The 22,289-nt window shown below is 30.6% G+C and carries 31 protein-coding genes, 1 tRNA gene, 1 pseudogene and 1 riboswitch; of the genes and pseudogenes, 29 read left to right on the forward strand and 4 right to left on the reverse strand.

Annotation, left to right across the window (positions count from 1 at the left end):
* The first annotated feature begins 3 nt into the window (after positions 1-3).
* The 8 genes from KQI42_RS15635 to KQI42_RS15670 all read left to right on the forward strand — a co-directional run bounded on the left by KQI42_RS15635 (position 4) and on the right by KQI42_RS15670 (position 9,754).
* Entirely contained in the window at positions 4-519 is a 516-nt protein-coding gene (locus KQI42_RS15635; protein WP_216521156.1) for a tryptophan transporter, read from the forward strand.
* Between the two features lie 185 nt (positions 520-704).
* Complete coding sequence (locus KQI42_RS15640) at positions 705-3,941, forward strand: DEAD/DEAH box helicase (protein WP_216521157.1); 3,237 nt, start codon at positions 705-707, stop codon at positions 3,939-3,941.
* A gap of 208 nt (positions 3,942-4,149) precedes the next feature.
* On the forward strand, positions 4,150-4,302 hold the full coding sequence (locus tag KQI42_RS15645; RefSeq protein ID WP_216521158.1) for a hypothetical protein: 153 nt from the start codon (positions 4,150-4,152) through the stop codon (positions 4,300-4,302).
* 90 nt (positions 4,303-4,392) lie between these two features.
* A complete protein-coding gene (locus tag KQI42_RS15650) occupies positions 4,393-4,893 on the forward strand; it encodes an LURP-one-related/scramblase family protein (RefSeq protein ID WP_216521159.1) in 501 nt (166 codons plus the stop codon).
* Between the two features lie 90 nt (positions 4,894-4,983).
* A riboswitch (cobalamin riboswitch) is annotated at positions 4,984-5,167 on the forward strand.
* Positions 5,168-5,354: 187 nt separating this feature from the next.
* On the forward strand, positions 5,355-6,515 hold the full coding sequence (gene sucC / locus KQI42_RS15655; protein ID WP_216521160.1) for an ADP-forming succinate--CoA ligase subunit beta: 1,161 nt from the start codon (positions 5,355-5,357) through the stop codon (positions 6,513-6,515).
* 17 nt (positions 6,516-6,532) lie between these two features.
* The gene (gene sucD / locus KQI42_RS15660; protein WP_216521161.1) at positions 6,533-7,435 is read left to right on the forward strand and encodes a succinate--CoA ligase subunit alpha; all 903 of its coding nucleotides are present in this window, start codon (positions 6,533-6,535) and stop codon (positions 7,433-7,435) included.
* A 228-nt stretch (positions 7,436-7,663) separates the two neighbouring features.
* Positions 7,664-9,490 (forward strand): ATP-dependent zinc metalloprotease FtsH, encoded by a 1,827-nt coding sequence (gene ftsH / locus KQI42_RS15665; RefSeq protein ID WP_216521162.1) that lies wholly within the window; start codon positions 7,664-7,666, stop codon positions 9,488-9,490.
* A 188-nt stretch (positions 9,491-9,678) separates the two neighbouring features.
* A tRNA-Ala gene (locus KQI42_RS15670) sits at positions 9,679-9,754 on the forward strand.
* A gap of 437 nt (positions 9,755-10,191) precedes the next feature.
* Here KQI42_RS15670 and KQI42_RS21855 read toward each other — a convergent pair.
* From KQI42_RS21855 to KQI42_RS15690, 3 genes and pseudogenes are all read right to left on the reverse strand, one after another.
* A pseudogene (locus KQI42_RS21855) lies at positions 10,192-11,232 on the reverse strand (recombinase family protein); the annotation flags it as partial.
* Positions 11,229-11,675 (reverse strand): ImmA/IrrE family metallo-endopeptidase, encoded by a 447-nt coding sequence (locus KQI42_RS15685; RefSeq protein WP_216521163.1) that lies wholly within the window; start codon positions 11,673-11,675, stop codon positions 11,229-11,231. The gene KQI42_RS15685 and the pseudogene KQI42_RS21855, both read right to left, overlap by 4 nt.
* Before the next feature lie 22 nt (positions 11,676-11,697).
* Positions 11,698-12,129, reverse strand: coding sequence for a helix-turn-helix domain-containing protein (locus KQI42_RS15690; protein WP_216521164.1), 432 nt, complete (start codon positions 12,127-12,129; stop codon positions 11,698-11,700).
* Positions 12,130-12,351: 222 nt separating this feature from the next.
* Between KQI42_RS15690 and KQI42_RS15695 the strand changes: the two genes are divergently transcribed.
* From KQI42_RS15695 to KQI42_RS15775, 17 genes are all read left to right on the forward strand, one after another.
* Positions 12,352-12,576 carry a helix-turn-helix transcriptional regulator gene (locus KQI42_RS15695; RefSeq protein WP_216521165.1) on the forward strand — a complete coding sequence of 75 codons (225 nt, stop codon included), beginning with the start codon at positions 12,352-12,354 and terminating at the stop codon, positions 12,574-12,576.
* Positions 12,569-12,850: a hypothetical protein gene (locus KQI42_RS15700; protein ID WP_216521166.1), complete on the forward strand. Its 282-nt coding sequence runs from the start codon at positions 12,569-12,571 to the stop codon at positions 12,848-12,850. Before KQI42_RS15695 ends, KQI42_RS15700 begins: the two co-directional genes overlap by 8 nt.
* Positions 12,851-12,865: 15 nt before the next feature.
* Positions 12,866-13,033 carry a hypothetical protein gene (locus KQI42_RS15705; protein WP_216521167.1) on the forward strand — a complete coding sequence of 56 codons (168 nt, stop codon included), beginning with the start codon at positions 12,866-12,868 and terminating at the stop codon, positions 13,031-13,033.
* Positions 13,030-13,182 carry a hypothetical protein gene (locus KQI42_RS15710; protein ID WP_216521168.1) on the forward strand — a complete coding sequence of 51 codons (153 nt, stop codon included), beginning with the start codon at positions 13,030-13,032 and terminating at the stop codon, positions 13,180-13,182. The genes KQI42_RS15705 and KQI42_RS15710 overlap by 4 nt, the downstream gene beginning before the upstream one ends.
* A gap of 12 nt (positions 13,183-13,194) precedes the next feature.
* Entirely contained in the window at positions 13,195-13,488 is a 294-nt protein-coding gene (locus KQI42_RS15715; protein ID WP_216521169.1) for a hypothetical protein, read from the forward strand.
* Positions 13,489-13,491: 3 nt separating this feature from the next.
* Positions 13,492-13,689: a hypothetical protein gene (locus tag KQI42_RS15720; RefSeq protein WP_216521170.1), complete on the forward strand. Its 198-nt coding sequence runs from the start codon at positions 13,492-13,494 to the stop codon at positions 13,687-13,689.
* The gene (locus tag KQI42_RS15725; protein WP_216521171.1) at positions 13,679-14,023 is read left to right on the forward strand and encodes a hypothetical protein; all 345 of its coding nucleotides are present in this window, start codon (positions 13,679-13,681) and stop codon (positions 14,021-14,023) included. Before KQI42_RS15720 ends, KQI42_RS15725 begins: the two co-directional genes overlap by 11 nt.
* A gap of 95 nt (positions 14,024-14,118) precedes the next feature.
* The gene (locus KQI42_RS15730) at positions 14,119-14,400 is read left to right on the forward strand and encodes a hypothetical protein (RefSeq protein ID WP_216521172.1); all 282 of its coding nucleotides are present in this window, start codon (positions 14,119-14,121) and stop codon (positions 14,398-14,400) included.
* Between the two features lie 52 nt (positions 14,401-14,452).
* A complete protein-coding gene (locus KQI42_RS15735; RefSeq protein WP_216521173.1) occupies positions 14,453-14,638 on the forward strand; it encodes a hypothetical protein in 186 nt (61 codons plus the stop codon).
* Positions 14,638-14,775 carry a hypothetical protein gene (locus tag KQI42_RS15740; protein ID WP_216521174.1) on the forward strand — a complete coding sequence of 46 codons (138 nt, stop codon included), beginning with the start codon at positions 14,638-14,640 and terminating at the stop codon, positions 14,773-14,775. The genes KQI42_RS15735 and KQI42_RS15740 overlap by 1 nt, the downstream gene beginning before the upstream one ends.
* Complete coding sequence (locus KQI42_RS15745) at positions 14,776-15,300, forward strand: host-nuclease inhibitor Gam family protein (RefSeq protein WP_216521175.1); 525 nt, start codon at positions 14,776-14,778, stop codon at positions 15,298-15,300.
* A 2-nt stretch (positions 15,301-15,302) separates the two neighbouring features.
* Entirely contained in the window at positions 15,303-15,704 is a 402-nt protein-coding gene (locus KQI42_RS15750) for a hypothetical protein (protein ID WP_216521176.1), read from the forward strand.
* A gap of 11 nt (positions 15,705-15,715) precedes the next feature.
* Entirely contained in the window at positions 15,716-16,435 is a 720-nt protein-coding gene (locus tag KQI42_RS15755; protein ID WP_216521177.1) for an AAA family ATPase, read from the forward strand.
* A complete protein-coding gene (locus KQI42_RS15760; protein ID WP_216521178.1) occupies positions 16,395-17,723 on the forward strand; it encodes a DEAD/DEAH box helicase in 1,329 nt (442 codons plus the stop codon). Before KQI42_RS15755 ends, KQI42_RS15760 begins: the two co-directional genes overlap by 41 nt.
* A 20-nt stretch (positions 17,724-17,743) precedes the next feature.
* Positions 17,744-18,229, forward strand: coding sequence for a DUF669 domain-containing protein (locus KQI42_RS15765; RefSeq protein ID WP_216521179.1), 486 nt, complete (start codon positions 17,744-17,746; stop codon positions 18,227-18,229).
* Positions 18,230-18,274: 45 nt separating this feature from the next.
* Positions 18,275-20,530: a phage/plasmid primase, P4 family gene (locus KQI42_RS15770; protein WP_216521180.1), complete on the forward strand. Its 2,256-nt coding sequence runs from the start codon at positions 18,275-18,277 to the stop codon at positions 20,528-20,530.
* A gap of 187 nt (positions 20,531-20,717) precedes the next feature.
* Positions 20,718-21,107: a hypothetical protein gene (locus tag KQI42_RS15775; RefSeq protein ID WP_216521181.1), complete on the forward strand. Its 390-nt coding sequence runs from the start codon at positions 20,718-20,720 to the stop codon at positions 21,105-21,107.
* On the opposite strand, the gene KQI42_RS15780 is transcribed toward KQI42_RS15775, so the two are convergent.
* Complete coding sequence (locus tag KQI42_RS15780; RefSeq protein WP_216521182.1) at positions 21,049-21,348, reverse strand: hypothetical protein; 300 nt, start codon at positions 21,346-21,348, stop codon at positions 21,049-21,051. The genes KQI42_RS15775 and KQI42_RS15780 overlap by 59 nt on opposite strands.
* Positions 21,349-21,393: 45 nt before the next feature.
* Here KQI42_RS15780 and KQI42_RS15785 point away from each other — a divergent pair, with 45 nt between their 5' ends.
* The 4 genes from KQI42_RS15785 to KQI42_RS15800 are packed head-to-tail and all read left to right on the forward strand — an operon-like array spanning position 21,394 to position 22,287.
* Positions 21,394-21,708, forward strand: a complete 315-nt coding sequence (locus tag KQI42_RS15785) for a VRR-NUC domain-containing protein (protein WP_216521183.1) — start codon at positions 21,394-21,396, stop codon at positions 21,706-21,708.
* Positions 21,668-21,907 (forward strand): hypothetical protein, encoded by a 240-nt coding sequence (locus KQI42_RS15790; RefSeq protein ID WP_216521184.1) that lies wholly within the window; start codon positions 21,668-21,670, stop codon positions 21,905-21,907. Before KQI42_RS15785 ends, KQI42_RS15790 begins: the two co-directional genes overlap by 41 nt.
* Complete coding sequence (locus KQI42_RS15795) at positions 21,897-22,076, forward strand: hypothetical protein (RefSeq protein WP_216521185.1); 180 nt, start codon at positions 21,897-21,899, stop codon at positions 22,074-22,076. The genes KQI42_RS15790 and KQI42_RS15795 overlap by 11 nt, the downstream gene beginning before the upstream one ends.
* Complete coding sequence (locus KQI42_RS15800; RefSeq protein WP_216521186.1) at positions 22,006-22,287, forward strand: hypothetical protein; 282 nt, start codon at positions 22,006-22,008, stop codon at positions 22,285-22,287. Before KQI42_RS15795 ends, KQI42_RS15800 begins: the two co-directional genes overlap by 71 nt.
* The last annotated feature ends 2 nt before the right edge of the window (positions 22,288-22,289 follow it).

Below are 22,289 nucleotides of genomic sequence, written 5' to 3' on the forward strand. Positions count from 1 at the left end.
ATTATGAAATTAAGAAATAATATATTCACAGCATTACTATTAGCCATTGGATTTATTTTACACCAAATTACACCTGGGATATTAGGTGGAATGAAGTTCGATTTTTTATTATCCTTTATATTTATATCTCTTTTAATAAATGATACATTCAAAAATGCCATGCTGACAGCATTACTAGGAGGTTTACTTTCCGCTTTAACTACTACTTTTCCAGGGGGGCAGATACCAAATATAATTGATAAATTATTTACATGTATAACCTTATTTGCGGTAATTAAATATATCCGATGCTTTAATTTAAATTTCTTTATAGTAGCATTAATAGGTGGATTAGGAACTTTGCTTAGTGGAACAATTTTTTTACTTTCTGCTGTTTTTATTACTGGTACACCTATACCGGTAAAGACATTAATTATAACTGTGGTTATTCCTACTTCTTTAATAAATGGAATAGGAGCTGTTTTTATCTATGGAGCGATAAAGAAAGCATTAAAGATATCTGGGATTATTATAGATTAAATTTGATTATAGTAAGAGAAGTAAATTATAGGAGCAGCATTTAGCTGCTCCTATAATTTATTTTATTATCTTTGAATTGTATATCTATAGTATATACTTTATCATAATTTAGAGTTGATAAAATATATATTAGGTCTATGATATAATTAATGGTAAATGATTAACTAAAATTATAGAGGTGATCTATGTTTAACATAAATGATAACATGCTATTAGATAGAGCAGCAAACTATGCTTCCTTTGTTAATGGAAAAAAATATTATAAAGAAGGAAGAGTATATGAGTTGAGATCTAATGAAAAACGTGAATATTTTCAGGGGACAGTTAGGGGAAGTTTAGATTACCAAGTTTCTGTAAAATTTGACCATACAGGTGAGCTAATGACTTCACATTGTACATGTCCTGCCTATAATCAGTATAAAGGATATTGTAAACATATAATTGCCCTTCTTATATGTATAATGAAGTTGGATTTATCAAAGGATACGAGGGAGAAAGATGAAGGAAGTGTAAGAAATATAATAAGCTTTTATAGACATAGAAATGAAATTGAGAAAACACCAATAAATATAGAATACAACTATGAATTTAGTCTAAATTCATATGATGGAATAGAAAGGGCCTCCTATTTAAATTTAAGAATAGGAGAAGATAAATTATATGTAGTAAAAAGTATGAAAAACTTTTTTGAAAAACTAGAATATGGAGAAGAAATAGAACTCGGAAAAAATTTTACTTTTTCACCTTATAAACATACATTTAGAAATGAAGATAAAAAAGTCATAAATTTTTTAAGCCTCTTATATGAAAATTACAAAGAAAATTATTCAGGATACAACAATCAAAGTATCTTTAGAAATAGGAGAATGTTACTTACACCTACTGCATTAAAAAGATTTTTTAACCTTATGGAAGGAAGAAATTTCAATACTTATATTATGAATGAGAAATATGAAAATACGACTATAATAGAAAAAAGTTTACCTTTAAATATGGAAGTTACAGGAGGAAAAACTGGGCTAATAATTAAGATGGGTTGTGATGAAGATGTAGTACCCCTTACTTCTGACGGAAAGTATTTTTTTAGTAGTAATAAAATATATAAACTTCCAGAAGACCAAAGAAATAATATAATCCCTCTTTATAATGAAATAATCTTTAAAAGAAATGGAACTTTAAAAATAACTGACAATTATAAAGAAACTTTTATCTCTGAAGTTTTACCTAATGTAAAAAATTCGTTAAATTTAAGTATCGATAAAAAGATAGAAGAAGCTATATACAATCCAGAATTTGAATGTGAAATTTATTTAGATAAACAAGAGGATATAATTGAAGGTAAAATTAAATTTATATATGGGAATATAGTTATAAATCCCTTTAGTTCTAAGGAAATTGAATATAAGGACAAAAAAACAATATTATTGAGAGATGTTGAAAAGGAAAGATATATTCTTGAATTATTAGAAGAAAGCGAGTTCAAAGTTTTAGACGGTATAATATATATGGATAGAGAAGAAAAAATATTTGATTTTGTATATAATATTATTCCTAAACTTCAAGAATATTGTAAAATATATTATTCAGACAGCCTAAAGAACCTTAATATTAGAGATTCATCATATTTCACAGGAGGTATTAGTCTGACTAATGATTGGGATATGTTAGAATTTGATTTTGAAATAGAAGGAATCGATATTTCAGAATTAGATGAAATATTTAAATCTTTAAAAGAAAAGAAAAAATATTATAGATTAAAAGATGGTTCTTTTTTAGCTCTTGATAATAGAGAATTAGAACATATGGGAAATATAGTAGAATATCTTGGTATAAGTAAAAAAGATTTTGAAAAAGAGGCTATATTAGTTCCAAAATTTAGAGCAATATATCTAGATAAATACTTGAAAGAAAATAACTTAGATTTTGTTAAGAAAAATATAAATTTTAAAAAACTTGTTCAAGATATAAATGAACCAGAAGAAATTCAATATGAAATACCAAAAGAATTACAAAATGTTCTAAGAGACTATCAAAAATTTGGGTTTAAATGGCTTAAAACTCTATCTCAATATGGATTTGGAGGAATATTAGCTGATGATATGGGTTTGGGAAAGACTCTTCAAATTATTACATTTCTATTATCGGAGAAAAATGAAAAAGGACAAAGCCCTTCTATTGTAATAGTACCAACATCTTTAGTATATAATTGGGAGGCGGAAGTCCATAAATTTGCTCCTAGCCTTAAAATGTTAATTGTTACAGGGAGTAAGGCAGAGAGAAGTGAACTGATTAATGAGGTAGAAAATTATGATATAGTAATAACTTCTTATCCTCTTATTAGAAAGGATATAGAACTTTATAAAGATTTAAGCTTTAGATATTGTATATTAGATGAAGCACAGCACATAAAAAATTATAAATCTTTAAGTTCAAAATCTGTTAAGAAGATAAAGGCTGGTAATTACTTTGCTTTAACGGGTACACCTATGGAAAACTCATTAATAGAATTATGGTCTATATTTGATTTTTTAATGCCTGGATATTTACTATCTAATGGAAAATTTATAGAAAGATATGAAAAGCCTATTTTTAGAGAACGAGATAATAAAGTCCTTAAAGATTTAAACAACCATATAAAACCTTTTATTCTGAGAAGGCTTAAAAAAGATGTATTAAAAGAACTTCCAGAGAAGATAGAACAAAAAGTTTTAGTAGAAATGACCATGGAACAAAAGAAGTTGTATCTTGCATATCTAAAAGCAATTAAAGGAGAAATAGAAGAAGAAATAACTCATAACGGTTTTGGAAGAAGTCATATAAAAATTTTGTCAGGACTTACAAGACTTAGGCAAATATGTTGTCATCCTGAAACCTTTATTACTGATTATGAAGGAGAAAGTGGGAAGTTAAACTTCCTTGAAGAAGTGTTGGTAGATGCTATTGAAGGTGGTCATAGAATACTTGTATTTTCTCAGTTCACTAGTATGTTAAATATTATAAAAGGAATGTTAGAAGATAAAGATATAGAATATATGTACCTTGATGGTTCCACAGATATAAAGCAAAGAGGAAATTTAGTAAGAGATTTTAATGAAGGAATAGGAAGTGTATTTTTAATTTCTTTAAAAGCAGGAGGAACAGGATTAAACTTAACTGGTGCAGATATGGTAATACACTGTGATCCTTGGTGGAATCCAGCAGTAGAAGAACAAGCAACGGATAGAGCTTATAGAATAGGACAGAAGAATACAGTACAGGTTATGAAACTTATAACTAAGGGAACTATTGAAGAAAAAATCTTTAATCTTCAAGAGAGAAAGAAAGAAATGATAGATAAGGTCATAACAGAAGGAGAAACTCTTGTATCTAAATTAAGTGAAGAAGAAATACGGTTTTTGTTTGATTTGAAACCTAATGATTAGGTGAAATTAAATGATATTATAGAAAAGAATAAAAAAGAAGGATAAGGGAGTAGATTTTTACTCTATTATCCTTCTTTTCGTTATGTTCAAACAGAAAATATGTGATAAGATAAACTTGTATTATTAAAGATTAAGCCAAGTTTAGAAAAGATATAATCCTGTTAAGATAATATTATTTTATATGGAAATTGTACGAGGGGATGATATAGTGAAAAAAGTAAAAAAGAAAGCAATAAAGAAAAAAAGGAAAAATAAAATTATAAAGAAGATAATAAAGAAAATAAGGAAAGAAAAAGGGAACAAAATAGTAGTAAAAAAAATAAAGAAGAAGATTATAAAGAAAAATAAAGGAAATAAATAGAAGTTCAATAGGGTAGAAAATATTTACGGCAAAGTTTATACTATATTTAATAGGATTATATATTATTTTTTAAGATAAAAGGAGAAAAAAATGAGATATTTAATAAGAGAAAAGATATTCACCTTTGCTGATAAATTTGTAATCAATGATGAAAATGGACGTTCTCATTATGAGGTTGTAGGAAAGATATTGTCCATAGGTAATAAGCTTAATATATATGATATGAATGGTAGAAATGTTGTTTATATTGAACAAAAGGTTCTTAGATTTTTACCAGAATATTTGATATATAGAGAAGGAAAAATTATAGGAAAGATAAATAAGGAATTGACCCTTTTTAGACCGAGATTTAGAATAGAAAGTTCTTATGGAAACTTTACTATAGATGGTGATGTGTTCCATCATAATTTTAATATATTAAAAAATGGAAGACCTGTTTCATGGATAAGTAAAAAGTGGGTTAGTTTTTCAGATACTTATTCTGTAGATATTTCTGATGGAGAGGATCATGCTTTTATATTAGCTATTGTTATTGTTTTAGATCAAATATTCTATGATAATAAAAATAGGAATTCTAATAATAATATGTAGTAGAATACTTTAATCTAATAAACGTAAAGTTGACAAAGTATGTCCAATAACTTAAACTAGAGTTGATTGTTTTAAATCGTTATATAAAAATTGAATATAAGGATTGTTGGTGTAATCTTATAGAAGATTACTTAAAAGGGAAACTCGGTGAAATTCCGATACGGTCCCGCCACTGTAATGGATAGAAGCTTATCATACCACTGTGTAGAAACATGGGAAGGGATAAGATTCGTTATGCCTAAGTCAGGAGACCTGCCAACGATAACAATGCTGTTTATTACTCACGCGGATGAGGAGGTGTTATTAAAACTTAGTAGATTTATTCTGCTAAAATTAGTGATGCCCTTTCTATCTTTAGAAAGGTTTTTTTATTGTATAATAGCCAGCTTATAGCTGGCTTTATTTTTTATAATTTTATCTATTAATTATTATTTAAACTTTAAATGAATGGAGGAGAAAAAATGAATATTCATGAGTACCAAGCAAAAGAGATACTGAAGAAATATGGGATACAAGTACCCAGAGGTAAGGTCATATTTACACCTAAAGAAGCTGAAAAAGCAGTATGGAAAGTAGAAAGTGATATTGCAGTTGTAAAAGCACAGATCCATGCAGGGGGTAGGGGAAAGGCAGGGGGAGTAAAAATTGCTAAAAGTATAGATGAAGTGTTGATGTACACTAAGGAGCTTCTAGGCAAAAGATTAGTTACCCATCAAACTGGATCAGGAGGTAAAGAAGTAAAGTGTTTGTTAATCGAAGAAGGCTGTGACATTGAAAAAGAGTACTATATGAGCTTCGTTTTAGATAGAGAAATATCTAGAATTGTTTTTATTGCATCAGAAGAAGGTGGAACAGAAATTGAACAGGTAGCAGAAAATGCTCCAGATAAGATTTTAAAAGAAATTATTGATCCTGCAATAGGTCTAACTCCTTTCCAAGCACGACGTATTGCTTTCGGAATAAATATTCCAGATAAGGTTATTAACGAATTTGTACAGCTATCATTAAATTTATATCGTTGTTTTATAGAAAAAGATTGTATTATGGCTGAGATTAATCCGCTTATAATGACAATGAATGAAAAATTAATTGCGTTAGATGCAAAACTAAATTTTGACGCTAATGGATTATATCGTCAAGAAGATATAGTAGCTTATCGAGACTTAGAGGAGGAAGATGAAAAAGAAATTGAAGCATCAAAATATAATCTTTCTTATGTATCACTAAATGGAACAATTGGTTGCATGGTAAATGGTGCAGGTCTTGCCATGGCTACAATGGATATTATTAAGTATTATGGTGGAGAACCAGCCAATTTTCTTGATGTTGGAGGCGGAGCAACAGAAGAAAACGTGAAGGCTGCCTTTAAAATTATTCTATCAGATAAACGAGTGAAAGGGATATTTGTTAATATATTTGGTGGTATTATGAAATGCGATGTTATAGCAAAGGGCATTGTAGAAGCTGCTAAAGAAGTAAGAGTACGAGTACCAGTTGTAGTTCGTCTTGAAGGAACTAATGTATTGAAAGGAAAAGAAATATTAAATACATCGGGATTAAATATTGTAGCTGTAAATTCTATGGATCATGGTGCTGAAAAAATTGTTGAATTGGTTAAATAGAAGGGAAGGGATATAGAATGAGTATATGGATTGATAGGAATACAAAGGTAGTTGTTCAAGGAATAACGGGTTCAACAGCTATATTTCATACTAAGGAAATGCTAGAGTATGGAACTAAAGTAGTAGGAGGTGTTACTCCGGGTAAAGGAAGAACAATAATAGAGGGAGTACCAGTATTTAATACGGTTAGAGAAGCGGCTAAAGAAACTGGAGCAAATGTTTCTATTATTTATGTTCCAGCTCCTTGGGCAGCAGATGCAATTATGGAAGCTGTTGATGCTGAATTAGATATGGCTATTTGTATAACAGAACATATTCCAATACAGGATATGATAAAAGTTAAAAAATATATGGAAGGAAAAAAGACTCGATTAATAGGACCTAATTGTCCAGGAATTATTACGCCTGAAGAATGTAAGATAGGAATTATGCCTGGATATATTCATAAAAAGGGCAATATAGGGATAGTATCTAGATCTGGAACATTGACTTATGAAGCAGTTCATCAGCTAACACAAAAGGGAGTTGGTCAGTCTACAGCTGTTGGAATTGGAGGAGATCCTATAAATGGAACCAACTTTATTGATGTACTAAAGGCTTTTGATAAAGATGAAGATACCCATGCAGTTATTATGATCGGTGAAATTGGAGGTACAGCAGAGGAAGAAGCAGCTTTATGGATAAAAGAAAATATGTCAAAGCCTGTAGTAGGATTTATTAGTGGTCGGACAGCTCCAAAGGGAAAACGCATGGGTCATGCAGGAGCAATTATTTCTGGTGGAAAAGGGACAGCAGATGAAAAAATACAGATTATGAAAAAATGTGGAATTGAAGTTGCTGATACACCTGCTATAATAGGCGAAACCCTTATTAAAGTTTTAAAGGAAAGAGGTATGTGGAATAAAAGTTATAAAGTTTAGTATTAAATTACTGTAGTTAATAAATTCAACATATTCTCATTTTCAAGTATGACAATAAAGACTAAATTAAAAAAATGCCATTATCTTATTTTTTATAAAAGATAACGGTATTTTTTTATTTAAAATAGAAAATTTGGGGTAAGAATATATGAAGAGGTATATTTTTATTACAAAATTAAAGGAATCACAGTATTTAAAAATAAGGATATGGAGGTATAAAGGCTAAAGATGAACGATGATAACAATTTTGATAAAAAGAAATGGCTTGTTTACTATATTTTAGCCATGCTAACAATAACGTTTGTATTTAATGGATACCTTAAGCAAAAGCTTATTCAAAATGTAAGTTATAGTCAGTTTGTTAAATTTGGTGAACAAGGAAAAATTGCTTCAGTAGTAGTAGATAGTGATGAGATTATATTTCAAGTTAAATCTGAGAATAAAAAAGCTCTTGAGCTATATAAATCTAATAATATGCAAGATCCAAATCTTGTTAATAGACTAGAAGAATGGGGAGTTGAAGAGTATACTTCAAAAAGCCAGAAAGTTTCTATAGCCCAATACTTCCTGACAAACTGGATTATACCAATAATATTTATTATGGTGATATGGAGCCTTATTTCTAAAAGTATGAGTAAACGTATGGGTGGCAATGCTATGAACTTTGGCAATAAAGTAGGAAAGATTTATGCTGAGAATCAGACAAAAGTTACCTTTGAAGATGTTGCAGGTCAAGATGAAGCTAAAGAATCATTAGAGGAAATAGTAGATTTTATTAAAAATCAAGATAAATATAAAAAAATTGGTGCAAAACTTCCAAAGGGAGCATTACTTGTTGGTCCTCCTGGAACTGGAAAGACATTACTCGCTAAGGCTATTGCAGGAGAAGCAGACGTACCCTTCTTTTCTATTTCAGGTTCAGAGTTTGTTCAGATGTTTGTTGGAATGGGAGCTGCAAGAGTTAGAGATTTGTTTAAGCAAGCACAGGAAAAATCACCATGTATAGTATTTATCGATGAGATCGATGCTATTGGTAAAAGACGTGATAGTTCAGGTATGGGAGGAAATGATGAAAGGGAACAGACTTTAAATCAACTTCTAACAGAGATGGATGGCTTTGATTCTTCCAGTGGTGTTGTTATTTTAGCAGCTACTAATCGTCCAGAAATATTAGATCCAGCTCTTTTAAGACCAGGAAGATTTGATAGAAGAATTATTGTTGATAGACCCGATCTTACAGGCAGATTAAAGATATTAGAGGTGCATTCTAAAAATATTACATTGGCATCAAATGTTAATTTAGAGGAAATTGCAAAAGCTACTTCTGGAGCAGCAGGTGCAGATTTAGCTAATATTGTTAATGAAGCAGCACTTAGAGCCGTTAGATTTGGAAGAACACAGGTTATACAGGAAGATTTGATGGAAGCTATTGAAACTGTAATTGCAGGGGCAGAGAAGAAAGATCGTATTATGTCTCAATCTGAAAAAGAAGCAGTAGCATATCATGAAGCTGGACATGCAATTGTTGCTGCGATGCTTGAAGATACTGACCCTGTAGCAAAAATAACTATTGTTCCAAGAACTATGGGATCTCTTGGATATACTTTACAGTTGCCAGAAAAAGAAAAATATCTTATTTCTAGGGAACATCTTCTTAACAATCTTAGTATTTTATTTGGAGGTCGTTCTGCAGAAGAAGTAAAATTTAATCTTGTATCTACAGGTGCATCAAATGACATTGAAAAAGCTACAGAGATAGCTCGTAATATGGTTACAAGATATGGTATGAGTGAAAAATTTGATATGATGGGTCTTGAAACTCCTAGTGGACAATATATAAATGGGGGTATAAGTAAGAACTATAGTGAAACTACAGGAAAGGAAATTGATGAGGAAGTTTTAAAGTTAGTCAAGAATGCCCATGAAATATCTAAAAAAATATTAGTTGAAAATATAGAACTTCTCGATACAGTAGCTAGGAGACTTCTTGAAGTTGAAACTATTACAGGAGAAGAGTTCAAAGAAATTGTAGATAATTATTTAAAAAAATCATAGACTTTTAACCCACTTATAGTTTTAAGGATAATAGGTGGGTTTTTTTATATATAAAAAGCTTATATTTCTTCCTATTAGATGAAGCTGCCATACCAGCCTTTGTTATACTTGGAATAGTGTTAATAATTCAATTAAGGAAAAGAAACTCTTGAACAAATCCAAGAAGTATAATATCATAGTGTATATATGGGGATATAGTTCAGTTGGGAGAATGCTTGACTGGCAGTCAAGAGGTCAGGGGTTCGAGTCCCCTTATCTCCACCATCTAAATCCACAATTAAATTGACATCTATGGTAGAGTCATATACGATAACTTTTTTAACAAATCTTTGGATGATGCTTTTCTGTTCTTCTAGAGGTTTGTTTTTTATATCCTTGTATAATTCTAAATATTTTTTAATGGCATCTATATTAGGAGAATGTATTTCAGATTGGTATTTAGCTTCACTTAAATATATAGTTAAATCTACCTTTCTTTTTTCAAGTTCATCCATTTTTTCTTTCATAGATTCATGGAACATACCATTTGCAATTGCATTTACTATATTATCAATTTGTTTTTGAACTTCTTTTAATTCCTTTTCAAACCTATCAATATCTGATTTAATTTCAGTGTTTTGTATTTTGGCATATTCACAGATTTTATTAGCTAGTTGTTCTATAGCCTTTTTAGAAAATATTTTTTGTTCTAATTCATTTATAACCATATCTTCAACATAATCTTTCCTTAAAGATCTCATATCGCATTCCTTAGTATTTTTTCTTGTGGAGCATTGGTAAGAAACATAAAGTTTCCTATTTTCTCCTGCACTAACTCTATTACCAACCATTGGCTTTTTGCATTTTCCACAATAAATTATTCCACTTAATAAATAAACTTCCTTGGCTTTATTTGCTGCAGGACCCCTTTTGTTTTTAGCCATCTTTTTTTGCACCCTTCTCCATAATTCTTCATCAATAATCCTAGGCATACCATTATCAATTCTAATTATCTCATCTGGTTTTTTAGATTTATGGTGATTTCTCTTGCCGTCTATTTGCTTAATACTTCTATTGTAGATATATACCCCCCTATATTTTTCATTTTTTAATATTTCATATAAACTATTTTTTCTAAAGACCCCTCCCGTTTTTGTTCTATATCCTAATCTATTTAATTCTTCTATTATACTCCCATAACCAAATCCATCTGCATACATTTGAAAAATAGTTTTTACTGTTTTAGATTCCTGTTCATTTATTGCATAAGTTAAGTCATCTAATACATCATACCCTAAAGGTGGTCTACCTCCAGTATGTTTACATTGATACGCATTTTCCTTTAGGCCTTTCATAACTTCTAGACCTAAATTCTCCGAAAAATATTCAGCGAAACTTTCAAGAATTCCTTCCATAAGAGAGCCTTCTGGACCATCTGGAAGGAGTTGTTTCACATATATTATTTTAATACTACACTTTTTTAATATGTGCTTATAAAATGCTGAATCGTATTTATTTCTTGCAAATCTATCAATTTTATGCAAAAGAAGTATATCAAATTTTCTTAATTTAGCATCTTCTATCATTTGTAAAAAGGCCGCCCTATCATCACTTCTACCAGTAACAGCCTCATCAATATATTTTTTAACTATAGTTATGTTATTTTCTTTTGCATATTTATATATATCTCGTAATTGTGCATCTATAGACTCTTCTCTTTGATTGTCTGAGCTATATCTTGCATAAGCTACCGCTTTAATCATATAATACTCCTTTCAAACTTTAACTTTACTAGTTCTTCCGAAACCTCTAAATACGAGCTTAGCTGTCTAACTGTAAATCCTTCAATCGTAGTTAAATCAAGATCATCTGGTATTAATAATTCAGCAGCAAACTTATTAGCTTCAATTTCAAATTTACTTTTAACTTGTAAATGGTTTTCTGTATAATAGCTTATAGTTAGATCGACATGTAGTATAGCATGTCCCAACTCATGAGCCAATACCATTCTTTCTTCCTGAATACATAAATCATTCGATAGAAATATAAATTCATTATCAAATATATCTCTAAAAAATTTACCTTTCATTCCTTTGGGCAATTCCTTTTTTATTAGAGTAATATCTAAAAGATCTACTAATTCATATACGTCTCTAGTTTTATAGATTTCTATTAAACCTTCTACAATTTGTTTAATTTTAGCCACTATATCACTCCTATGAAAAAAATTATTTTCTTTTCATTTTTTCAATAGATAACTTCATAGCAAATAACATATCGTTCGCAAGGCCCATAATCTCATCATCAGTCATCTTATCTAAGTCATATCCTCCATAAGCCATTAAGGCAGGCTGTTCTAAAATAAATTTTAAAGCATCCTCTGGAGTTAAGAATTCTAAAGATTCTATTCTCTTAATTTGTTCAGATAGTTTACCATTTTCATTATATTGATCATCCCACTTGTCAGCCATTAATTCATCTATGGTCACATTTAAAACACTTGCTAATTTAGATAGTGTTTCGCTCTTAGGATTTTTAGCTTTTCCTGTCTCTATTTCAGATATTGTACTTTGGCCGACTCCTGATTTATCTGATAGTTCTTTGATTGTCATTCCGTAACGTTGTCTTAACTCTTTAATGCTATTTCCTAAACTTGACATTAAAAAACTCCTTCCCATACTAAATGTTCGGTTTACAGAATAATTATAACACTTTATATTCGGTAAAGCAAATAGAAATTTTGAGGAAAACTTAGTGTTTTGGAGGAATATCGCAATATTTCTTTAAAATAGTCGGTATAGCGAATATTTGAGCGTTGATTGTTCGGATAAACGAATATATAATTAAGTCATAATCGGTCAGCCGAAGAAAGGGGGGTGAATATGAAAAATAACATAAAAAAATATATACAAGCATTAAAAAAAAATAAAGGGATTACTGTAACAGAAATTATTGAAACATCTGGAATTGGAAGGACAAGCTTTTATGAAATTATGAGAGGAAAACAAATACCTAAATTAGATACTGCAATTGCAATAGCCAAAGCATTAGATGCAGATGTTAAAGATGTTTTTCCACAATTGAATGGAGGAATTAAAAATGAATGAAGTTAAACTGATAGAAGAAATTGTGTTAAAAGAATCTGATTATGGCGATCCAGAGTTAGCGATCTATCTTAAAACACCAGTTATGAATTTTAAGTTTGTCTATAGACAAAGGTTAACAAACGCTCTTGCGATACACATGTCTAATGAATTTTTAAAAAGTTTGAATACTGGACTTGAAATTAAGTTTGAAAGTTTTAAACAATATAATGCTCTACTTAAATCTATAGCAAATAAACTAAATGTTCCATATTCATTTCCAATAAGCAGAATTTAAGGGAGGTGCAGCAATATGGAAGTAGCTTTAGTAACAGTTACAATAGATAGAAATACTGGAAAAACAATTAATAAGGAGGTTAAAGAAGTATTTGAGGTTGATGAAGACGAATTTTATAGACCATTAATAAAAGTATTAGGTGATGATTTTATAAGACGTTGGAAAGGAGGCGAATTAGGTTGAAACTTATAGCAGGTTTTGTAGGTAAGAATAAAGACTTTGAGATAATTGAAATTCAGCAAAAAGTAAGACAAGCTCAACAAAATTTTAATTATGCAGATAAAGAGACTATAGATGTAACAGCAAAAGAAAATCTTGATATTAGAAGATAGGAGGATTAGATGATGAAAACTTATAAAATAGGACAAGTCATTGAGATTGAAGGATTGAAATACATGATAGTTCGTGAAGGTGGAAGAGAATATAGCGTAGTTGCAAGCCTTTTAAATGGTGAAAATCTAATTTTATTAGAAGGTAAGATTCATGGAGTTGATTATGATTCTTTAGCAGAAACAATTATAAATTTATTTGATCCATATGTTGATATTTACGATGAAGATTTTTGGATTGAAATAGAAGGTTCATTATTGAGCTGGCTATATGAATTTAGGTTTAAAGATAATAGAAAGGAGGGTTAAATAATGACTTATAGAGAAGGAATAGAATTGTTAATCGCAAGGTATGAAAAGTTTTTAGAAGAAGATAGGCAAAAACAAACAGAATATGAGGAAGAAGATAATTCAGTATTAGCCGCTTACGTAACTGGAAGAGCAGACACCTTAGAACCTGTCATAAAAAACTTAAAAGAATTGATAGAAGGTGTTAATGATGAAATTTGATCTTAATGTATTTGATAAGGTTGAGGATACTATAGCTTTTGAAATCTTATTAAAATTTTTTAGTGAAATATCAATCGAAGTCAGTAGACTCATGAATTTAACTCTAGAATCAGGATTACAAGAAATCTATGAGGAATGTCGAAAAGCAATAGATAAAAAAGTAACAATAAAAAATAAATTAATTGAGTTATACAGAAAGGAGAAGCAGATGCCTAAGAAGGTGGTAATATCTCAAATGCAGTCAGTATGCCCTAATTGTAGGGAAAAATTGTTAAGGCATTATAACTATTGTACTGAGTGCGGTCAGGCAATAGATTGGAAGGTGTCAGAGTGACCAGAAAACAATTAAAAGACTTAATTAAAGGACAAGCATTAAAGAAGTTCATAGTTAAAAGCATTTTATTTTATTAAAGAAAGGAGGTGCGTAATATGTCACAAGTTGAATCTATACTGGACCTTAGATATAACTTAGCAGCTTTAGCTATAGCTATATGTTCAGAAGAGTTTATGTTACCTGATGAAGCCTTATCTATCATAGAAGAAAAGAAGTTTATTTTAGGAAATGAAGATCTAGAAGATATGTTAAGACTGAGAGATCAAGGGGTTACTTATAGAGAATTAGCTGAAATATATAATTCAACAGATTCAAACATACATCATAGGCTTAAAAGGTATACAAAGAAAAGAACCTATAGCCGGCAAGCAAAATAGGTTCACAGAAAAATACTTTTACTAATTATATCACATTAGGAGGCAGATTGAAATGGCAAATACAAGAGAAGAATTATTAATTCTATTAAGAGATATGGAGATTTTAGAAAATAAAGTTAGAGAAGGAAAAAAAGCAGAAAGTGAATTAAGTAATCTAGAAAATAAATATGAAGAAATCATTAGAATTGAAAAAGAAAAAATAGACAAATACTATGCACCAGATTGCGAGTTAAAATAATGAAATGTCCTAAGTGCAATAGAGATATAGGCATAAAGAAAAATCAAACTGTAGATTGTAGGTGTGGAGCTAAACTTTTAGCTACATTAATAAAAGGAAATTTAGAGATATTTGATTTGAGAAAGGATGATAAATAGATGGAAAATAACTTATTAATAGAGGAAGCATGGAAAATAAAAAATGATGATGATGCAGAATGGCTAATCGAAGAGGTTAATAAGGATTTAGTAGAAAAGGCTAGATATAAATTAGCTTTAGAAAACAAAATCAAGAATTTACAGGACAAGCTTAGAAAAGTAGAAGATGAAGAAAGAACGGCTATAGAGAAACGAAACTCTTATTTAATAGAATACTTTGAAACTATTGATGAGAAGTTCAAGAAGAAAACTAAAACTCAAGAAAAGTATAGATTACCTTCAGGAGAGATAGTTAAGAAATATCCTGGTCCTGAATTCAAAAGAGATATAGATAAATTATTAGGTTGGATTGAAAATAATAAACTTAATGACTATGTAGAGGTAAAAAAATCTCCTAAATGGAGTGAGCTGAAGAAACAAACAAAAGTTGTTAATGGGCAAGTAATATTTAGTGATACTGGGGAAATAGTTGAAGGTGTTGAAGTAATAGAAAGATCGCCAGTATTGGAATTTAAGGAGGTATAACAATGATTAAGATAGATGAAAAAGTTGATTTATCAAGAAAAGCATTAGAAATAGATATCGAAAGTCCAATATTTAATAGTATGATACATGACTTAAATTTAGAAATTAAAAGAGCTATAGAAAAAGTATATGATAAAGAATTTGAAGTTGGGGAAATATCTTTAAAACTAAAACTATCAATAAAAGATGATTACAAAGAATATCCAAAAGAAAATGAGTTTGGGGAACTAATTAATGAAACTTATAAATATAGAAAACCTTATTTTGAACACCAGGTATCAACGACTTTGAAGAAACAATATAAGCAAGAGGGAGTATATACAGAAGAGAAAGAAGTCAAATTTGAAGATGGCCAATATATAGTAGCACCAATAATGGATCCACAGATTAGCTTATTTGATTAGGAGGTATAAATATGGTTTTACAAATTAAGAAAGCTACAGATATTAAAGCGACTAAAGGAACTTATCTTATATATGGTCCTCCGGGAATGGGTAAGACTTCAAGCTTAAAATATCTTCCAGGGAAAACTCTAGTTCTTGATGTAGATAGGACAAGTAAGGTTCTTAAAGGTGAAAAAAACATAGATATAGCAGAAGTAGATAATATAAATACCTGGGAACATTGGGAGAGACTTATAGTAGATTTATTTGAAAATTACAAAGGAAAATATAATAACATTGCCGTTGATAATATATCAGAATTAGAAAGGTGTTTACTGTCAGACTTGGGGAGCAAGGGAAAAAACATGGGAGTTCCTAGCCAAGGCAATTACCAACAAATGCAGTTTAGATTAGTGAATTCGCTTAGATATATGAAAAATTTAGATGCAAATATCATTATGACAGCATGGGAATTCACAGATTTATATACTACGGCAGATGGACAACAGTTTAATAGATCATATCCTCAATTAAATGGAAAAATATTAAACAATGTGTCTGGACTATGTGACATGGTTGGAAAACTAGCAATAAATAAAGATGGTGAAAGAGGTTTTATATTAGCTCCTACAAATAGTTATTTTGCTAAAAACCAATTAGATGATAGAAAGCATTGTCTACAGTCAGAGTTAATTTTAGAAGGTGATGCAGTTGAAACAACTAAGACAGTATCAGTTACAACTAATAAATAATGTAAGACAAGCCTACTTGCAGGGATATAAAAGTCCCTGCATAGTAAGCCCTTGTGGATCAGGTAAATCTGTTATGATTAGTGAAATTGCTAAGAAAGCAACATTTAAAAAGAATAGAGTATTATTCTTAGTCCATAGAAAGGAACTTAAAGAACAAATAGCAGATACATTCAGTTGGTGGGGAGTAGATATGGATTATGTAGAGGTAGGCATGGTCCAGACAGTAGTTAGAAGATTAGAAAAAACTATCAAACCAAACCTTATCATAACTGATGAGAACCATCACTCATTAGCAAGTAGCTATAGGAAGATTTACGATTACTTTCCTAATGCTAGACTAGTAGGCTTTACAGCAACACCTATAAGGCTAAATGGTGGCGGATTAGGAGATGTAAATGACAAGCTGATTATTGGTCCTACAGTTGCAGAATTAATTGAGTGGGGAAACTTAGCACCATTTAAATATTACGCTCCAGAGATAGTTGATACTTCTAAATTAAAAATTAGAAGGGGAGAGTATGTTAGTTCTGATATAGAGGATCTATTTCAAAACAAAGCTATTTGGGGTGATGTAGTTAAACACTATAAAAAACTATCAGATGGTAAACAAGCAATATGCTACTGTTCCAGTATTAAACAATCAAAGAGAATGGCGAAGGAATTTAATGATAATGGAATAGCGGCCAAACATATTGATGGAGAAACTCCAAAGGCTGAAAGAGAAGCAGCAATAGAATATTTTAGACAAGGTAAGATTATGGTTCTTTGTAATGTGGATCTAATTTCAGAGGGGTTTGACGTACCAGATTGTAATACTGCAATACTTCTCAGACCTACACAGTCCCTCTCTCTATACATTCAGCAGGCAATGCGACCTATGCGACCTAAAGAGGGAAAGACAGCTATAATAATTGACCATGTAGGCAATGTAGGTAGATTTGGAACCCCTGATATGGATAGAGAGTGGAGTTTGGAACCAAAGAAAGGATCTAATACTACAGTACAGGAAGAAAATCCAGTAAAGCAATGCATGGAATGTTTCTATACAGTATTAAGGACTACAACCATATGCCCTGAATGTGGCTATGAGTTTGGAAGAGAGGAAAAAGAAGTAGAGGAAATTGAATCAGAATTAGTTGAAGTAGGAAGTTTTGAAGGTTTCACAACTGATTATAGAGAGCCGGAGGATTGTAAAAGTATGGGAGAACTATATCAGTTGGCCAAGAACAAAGGATATAAACCAGGATGGGCCTATTATCAAGGAAAACTGATGGGATTTATTAAATAAATTTTAAGGAGGAATAATAAATGTTTACAATAAATCATGATGAAGCAATGGATACAAGTGTAATAGAAGAAGGGACTTATGAGGTATTAGTGGCAAAGGCTTTTGAAGATGTATCAAAAAATGGATCTATATTTATAAACTTACATTTAGTAGTTAGAAATGATGTAGATCAGAAATACAAAAATAAATATATATTTGCTAGCATATGGCAGAACAAGGAAACAGGACAGTATCATTCAGGAATGATAAATACAGTAGCGAAAGCCTTAAAGATAGAAAATGGAAAGAGATTCAATAGTTTACAGGAATTATTAGATGATTTTCTTAATAAAACTGCCAGGGTTACAGTTAAACATGAGGAATATAACGGAAAAACTTATGAAAGAGTACAGTCATGGGAACCAAGTAGATTTAATACATGTAATCATATGTTTAAAGAAAGTCAAAATACAAGTACAGGAATTAGCGGATTTTATCCAGTTAGTAATGATGATATACCATTTTAATATAGGGGAGAATTCTCCCCTTTTGCATAAAGGAAGTGATGACTATTGTATGAGAATATACCAGAAGAATTAAAAAAGTTGAAACAATGGGTTTGTTGGAGATTTGAAGAGAGGAACGGAAGAAGAACAAAGACTCCTATAAATGCTAAAACAGGTGGATATGCACAATCGAATAATCAAGCCACATGGGTTGATTTTGATACAGCAGTAAAAGTATCTAAGAATTTTTCAGGCATTGGGTTTATGCTAGGAAACGGGATATTTGGAATAGACTTAGACAATATGGATGATGAAATAGAAAAATATAAAAATAGTGATGAAGATAATATTATATCTGAATTTATACATGGATTAGGTAGTTATGCAGAATACTCACCAAGTGGAAAAGGAATTCACATCATATGCAAAGGAAAGCTTCCTCCAGGAGGAAGGAGAAAAGGAAACTTTGAATTTTATGAAAATGGCAGATTTTTTACAGTTACAGGAGATATAGCAAGTGAATATATAGAAGTTGTAGATTGTACTGAAACGGTTAAATATCTGCACAGTAAATATATAGGGACACCGGTGGAGTACTCTAACACTAGACAGGAACCAAGACCTTTAGATTTAGATGAGCAACAAATAATAGATATAGCCTTAAAATCTAAGCAAGGACAGGCGTTTAATACTTTATATCAGGGATTTTGGGAAGGACTATATCCTAGTCAATCGGAAGCAGATTTAGCTTTTGCAAATATGCTTGCTTTCTGGGCCGGTAGAGATAAATTTAAGATGGATTCTATATTTAGAAAGTCAGGACTATTTAGACCTAAGTGGGATTCCAGGCGAGGAGAACGGACCTATGGAGATTATGTATTGGATGCAGCTATTAGAGATTGCAGGGAAGTTTTTACACCAGGGCATGGTGTAGAAGATTACGGAGTTGTTATTCTAGACAAAGAAATTAAAAAGTATGCTTTTGATGATACAGGTAATGCTGATAGATTTGTTGATAAATTTAGGAATAGAGCAAGATACAGTTATATAGATAGAGGGTGGTATTTTTATAATGGTCGAAAATGGGAATTTGATAATTTAGGACATGTCAAAGGTCTTACTGAAGATGTTATTAATGATATGAAGTTAGAACTTGCATATTGTAAAGATGAAGAAGAGGAAAAAGCTTTCTTTAAGCATCTTAAATATACCAGAAACAATAGAGGAAAAACCAATATGATGAAGGAATCAGAGCATAGATTATCAATTTTACCTAGTGAGTTTGATAAGGATAAAGATGTTTTTAATGTTATGAATGGAGTAATTAGCTTAAGAGATGGAAAATTATATAGCCATGACTATGAGAGATATTTAAGTAAAATGAGCTATGTAGAATATACAGATAAAATTGATACTCCAATGTGGATAGAATTTTTAAATCAGATATTTGGCAATGACCAAGAACTTATCAATTATATTCAGAAGGCAGTAGGATATTCCATGAGTGGATCCACCAAAGAACAGTGTGTGTTTTTCTGCTATGGAAATGGTAGAAATGGAAAATCTACATTCCTAGACATTATATCAGAGATTATGGGGGACTATGCTACTAATATACAGCCAGAGACTATTATGGTCAATAGACAAACTGGAGGAGCAAATTCAGATATAGCAAGGCTAAAAGGAGCTAGATTTGTAACTACAGTAGAACCGAACCAGGGAGCGAGAATTAATGAAGGATTATTAAAGCAATTAACTGGTGGAGATACAGTCACGGCTAGGCATTTATATGGCCGAGAATTTGAGTTTGAAGCAGAATTTAAACTATGGATGGCCACAAATCATAAGCCTATTATTAGAGGCAGAGATTTAGGTATTTGGAGAAGAATGCACTTAATTCCTTTCACTGTAGAAATTCCAGATGACAAAGTAGATAAGAATCTTAAATATAAGTTGAAAAAAGAACTTACTGGAATTCTAAATTGGGTAGTTGAAGGCTGTATAAAATGGCAGAGAGAGGGCTTGGAAATGCCAAAAGCAGTAGAGGAAGCAGTTAAGGAATATAAATCTGAGATGGATGTTATTTCAGCTTTCTTAGAAGATTGTACAGTTCAAGGACCAGGAGAAGTAAAAGCCAGTGAATTGTATAAAGCTTATTCAGAATGGGCAGAGAGAAACGGAGAATATAAAATGAGTAACACTATGTTTGGTAAGGAAGTGGGATTGAGATACGAGAGGAGAAAGACAATGCATGGTTGGTATTATCAGGGATTAAGGTTAAATGATGATTCAAAACCTTATCAGGTCAGTTGGAATAATTAAAAGTATGACGGGTTATGACGAGTCTGAGCTGAATTTCATAAACTTTTATATATAATTTTCTTCTATAGGACTTTATAGTATAACCCTTCAACCTGTCATACCTGTCATAAGTAAGAAAAATACTATATTATATACAAATATAAAACATTATGTAAACTATATTATGTAAACTAAAGGAGAGGTTGTAATGGATTTAAAAAATATATCAACGGAAGATTTAATAAATGAACTAAAAGATAGAAAAGAAGTGGATGTTTATGTAAGTGGATTATATAGAAAATTTGAAGCTCAAATAAAAAAGAAGTATACGAATAATAGAGAATTCGTAAAACTTCCAGATTTCTATACACTGATAGTTATAGATGAAGATGAAAAGGTTAGGAAGATACATGTAGAAGATGGAATAATGAGAAGGTTTAGATTTGTTACAGATGATGAAAGCAAAAAAGATAAGTTCAATGAATTGGTGTATTCAAAGAACTTATCGAGAGACGATTTAGTTTTGATACTAACAACTATTAATTTAAATCTTGATATTTTTCCACAAGGTCTATTAGAGAAATACTTAGGGAGTTAAGAGAAGTAATATCTCTTACAGTTTCTATGACTTGGGAATATGGGCTAATTTTCCATACAGATATTTTTGCATCTATGTTTTCTTTATTATCATTTAATCCAGATACCTCTAAGTCATAGTTACTGTTAATTTTACGATAAATACATTGTTCACCATCAACGGGCTTTATGGAATAATCAGAACCTAGTTTTGCACGAATTTCTTTTAGCTTTTTAGTAGGTTCTTTTATTTCAATTATCATTATAATCACCTCCTTTAAGGTGATTATAACATAGGGAGTGATTTAATGAGAGAAAAGGATGTTCAAAATGAAATACGTCTTGCTTTAAATCCATATGCAGTAGTTTTTAGAATTAACGTTGGTACCTTTATGAGTGAAACGGGAAGAATGGTATCAACTGGAGTACCGAAAGGTTTTTCAGATCTATTCGGAGTAAGGAAATCGGATGGAAAAGCTTTTTTTATAGAAGTTAAGAATGAAAAAGGAAGGACAAGTAAATATCAAGATAATTTTTTAAAGCAAATGAAAAAACATGGTGCTATCGTGGGGGTGGCAAGAAGTGGAGAAGAAGCAATTAGGATTATTAAAGAAGGAGTATAATGTTGCAATTGCTAGATTTCATAAAATGGAAAAATGGTGCGAAACGGCAATTATTGAAGAGCAAGAAAAAAACTATAAACATATTGTTGATGTGATTAATAATTGCAATAGGTTATTGAATGAGATTAAAAAATATGATGAATTTGTGACGGATAGCGAAATATTGAATGGATTCAAGGAGGCTAATCATGAAAGATAAAAAGATAATTGTATTCTGCTATAGATATGGCCCTGGCGATCATAACACTACTAAAGTAGAGATTGAATTTGATAAAGATGCAACGGAGGAAGAAATAAATGAAACTTATGTTGATTGGATATTGGAGACAGTTAGAGAAAAATGTACTTGGTATGAAAAAGAAGATTAATAAAATATTTTACCCAATAATGAATAAAAAGGAGCTGGTTGAGATGTTAGACGAGATAAGTATTAACGTTGCAGAAGCTATACCTTACAAGAGTTTTAAAGAAATGACAAATATAGTTGAAAAAGAATTGAATAAAAATCGTTATATTGAGATTTGGGACAAGTATATTTATTCAGCTGAAAATTGGAGGGAGAATGATAAGGCGGTGTAATA

It is taken from the genome of Tissierella simiarum, assembly GCF_018917865.1.
In the GTDB taxonomy this organism is placed as follows: Bacteria; Bacillota; Clostridia; order Tissierellales; family Tissierellaceae; genus Tissierella_C; species Tissierella_C simiarum.

What these genes read in the sequence shown, in the direction of transcription:
- KQI42_RS15690 (WP_216521164.1), bottom strand. Translation starts at nt 12,129, where the DNA reads ATGTCAAGTTTAGGAAATAGCATTAAAGAGTTAAGACAACGTTACGGA.
- KQI42_RS15720 (WP_216521170.1), top strand. Translation starts at nt 13,492, where the DNA reads ATGACTTATAGAGAAGGAATAGAATTGTTAATCGCAAGGTATGAAAAG.
- KQI42_RS15785 (WP_216521183.1), top strand. Translation starts at nt 21,394, where the DNA reads ATGAGAGAAAAGGATGTTCAAAATGAAATACGTCTTGCTTTAAATCCA.
- KQI42_RS15795 (WP_216521185.1), top strand. Translation starts at nt 21,897, where the DNA reads ATGAAAGATAAAAAGATAATTGTATTCTGCTATAGATATGGCCCTGGC.
- KQI42_RS15695 (WP_216521165.1), top strand. Translation starts at nt 12,352, where the DNA reads ATGAAAAATAACATAAAAAAATATATACAAGCATTAAAAAAAAATAAA.
- KQI42_RS15650 (WP_216521159.1), top strand. Translation starts at nt 4,393, where the DNA reads ATGAGATATTTAATAAGAGAAAAGATATTCACCTTTGCTGATAAATTT.
- KQI42_RS15705 (WP_216521167.1), top strand. Translation starts at nt 12,866, where the DNA reads ATGGAAGTAGCTTTAGTAACAGTTACAATAGATAGAAATACTGGAAAA.
- KQI42_RS15745 (WP_216521175.1), top strand. Translation starts at nt 14,776, where the DNA reads ATGGAAAATAACTTATTAATAGAGGAAGCATGGAAAATAAAAAATGAT.
- KQI42_RS15700 (WP_216521166.1), top strand. Translation starts at nt 12,569, where the DNA reads ATGAATGAAGTTAAACTGATAGAAGAAATTGTGTTAAAAGAATCTGAT.
- KQI42_RS15640 (WP_216521157.1), top strand. Translation starts at nt 705, where the DNA reads ATGTTTAACATAAATGATAACATGCTATTAGATAGAGCAGCAAACTAT.
- KQI42_RS15730 (WP_216521172.1), top strand. Translation starts at nt 14,119, where the DNA reads ATGTCACAAGTTGAATCTATACTGGACCTTAGATATAACTTAGCAGCT.
- KQI42_RS15780 (WP_216521182.1), bottom strand. Translation starts at nt 21,348, where the DNA reads ATGATAATTGAAATAAAAGAACCTACTAAAAAGCTAAAAGAAATTCGT.
- sucC (WP_216521160.1), top strand. Translation starts at nt 5,355, where the DNA reads ATGAATATTCATGAGTACCAAGCAAAAGAGATACTGAAGAAATATGGG.
- KQI42_RS15765 (WP_216521179.1), top strand. Translation starts at nt 17,744, where the DNA reads ATGTTTACAATAAATCATGATGAAGCAATGGATACAAGTGTAATAGAA.
- KQI42_RS15725 (WP_216521171.1), top strand. Translation starts at nt 13,679, where the DNA reads ATGAAATTTGATCTTAATGTATTTGATAAGGTTGAGGATACTATAGCT.
- KQI42_RS15715 (WP_216521169.1), top strand. Translation starts at nt 13,195, where the DNA reads ATGAAAACTTATAAAATAGGACAAGTCATTGAGATTGAAGGATTGAAA.
- KQI42_RS15740 (WP_216521174.1), top strand. Translation starts at nt 14,638, where the DNA reads ATGAAATGTCCTAAGTGCAATAGAGATATAGGCATAAAGAAAAATCAA.
- KQI42_RS15775 (WP_216521181.1), top strand. Translation starts at nt 20,718, where the DNA reads ATGGATTTAAAAAATATATCAACGGAAGATTTAATAAATGAACTAAAA.
- ftsH (WP_216521162.1), top strand. Translation starts at nt 7,664, where the DNA reads ATGAACGATGATAACAATTTTGATAAAAAGAAATGGCTTGTTTACTAT.
- KQI42_RS15750 (WP_216521176.1), top strand. Translation starts at nt 15,303, where the DNA reads ATGATTAAGATAGATGAAAAAGTTGATTTATCAAGAAAAGCATTAGAA.
- KQI42_RS15755 (WP_216521177.1), top strand. Translation starts at nt 15,716, where the DNA reads ATGGTTTTACAAATTAAGAAAGCTACAGATATTAAAGCGACTAAAGGA.
- KQI42_RS15800 (WP_216521186.1), top strand. Translation starts at nt 22,006, where the DNA reads ATGAAACTTATGTTGATTGGATATTGGAGACAGTTAGAGAAAAATGTA.
- KQI42_RS15635 (WP_216521156.1), top strand. Translation starts at nt 4, where the DNA reads ATGAAATTAAGAAATAATATATTCACAGCATTACTATTAGCCATTGGA.
- sucD (WP_216521161.1), top strand. Translation starts at nt 6,533, where the DNA reads ATGAGTATATGGATTGATAGGAATACAAAGGTAGTTGTTCAAGGAATA.
- KQI42_RS15735 (WP_216521173.1), top strand. Translation starts at nt 14,453, where the DNA reads ATGGCAAATACAAGAGAAGAATTATTAATTCTATTAAGAGATATGGAG.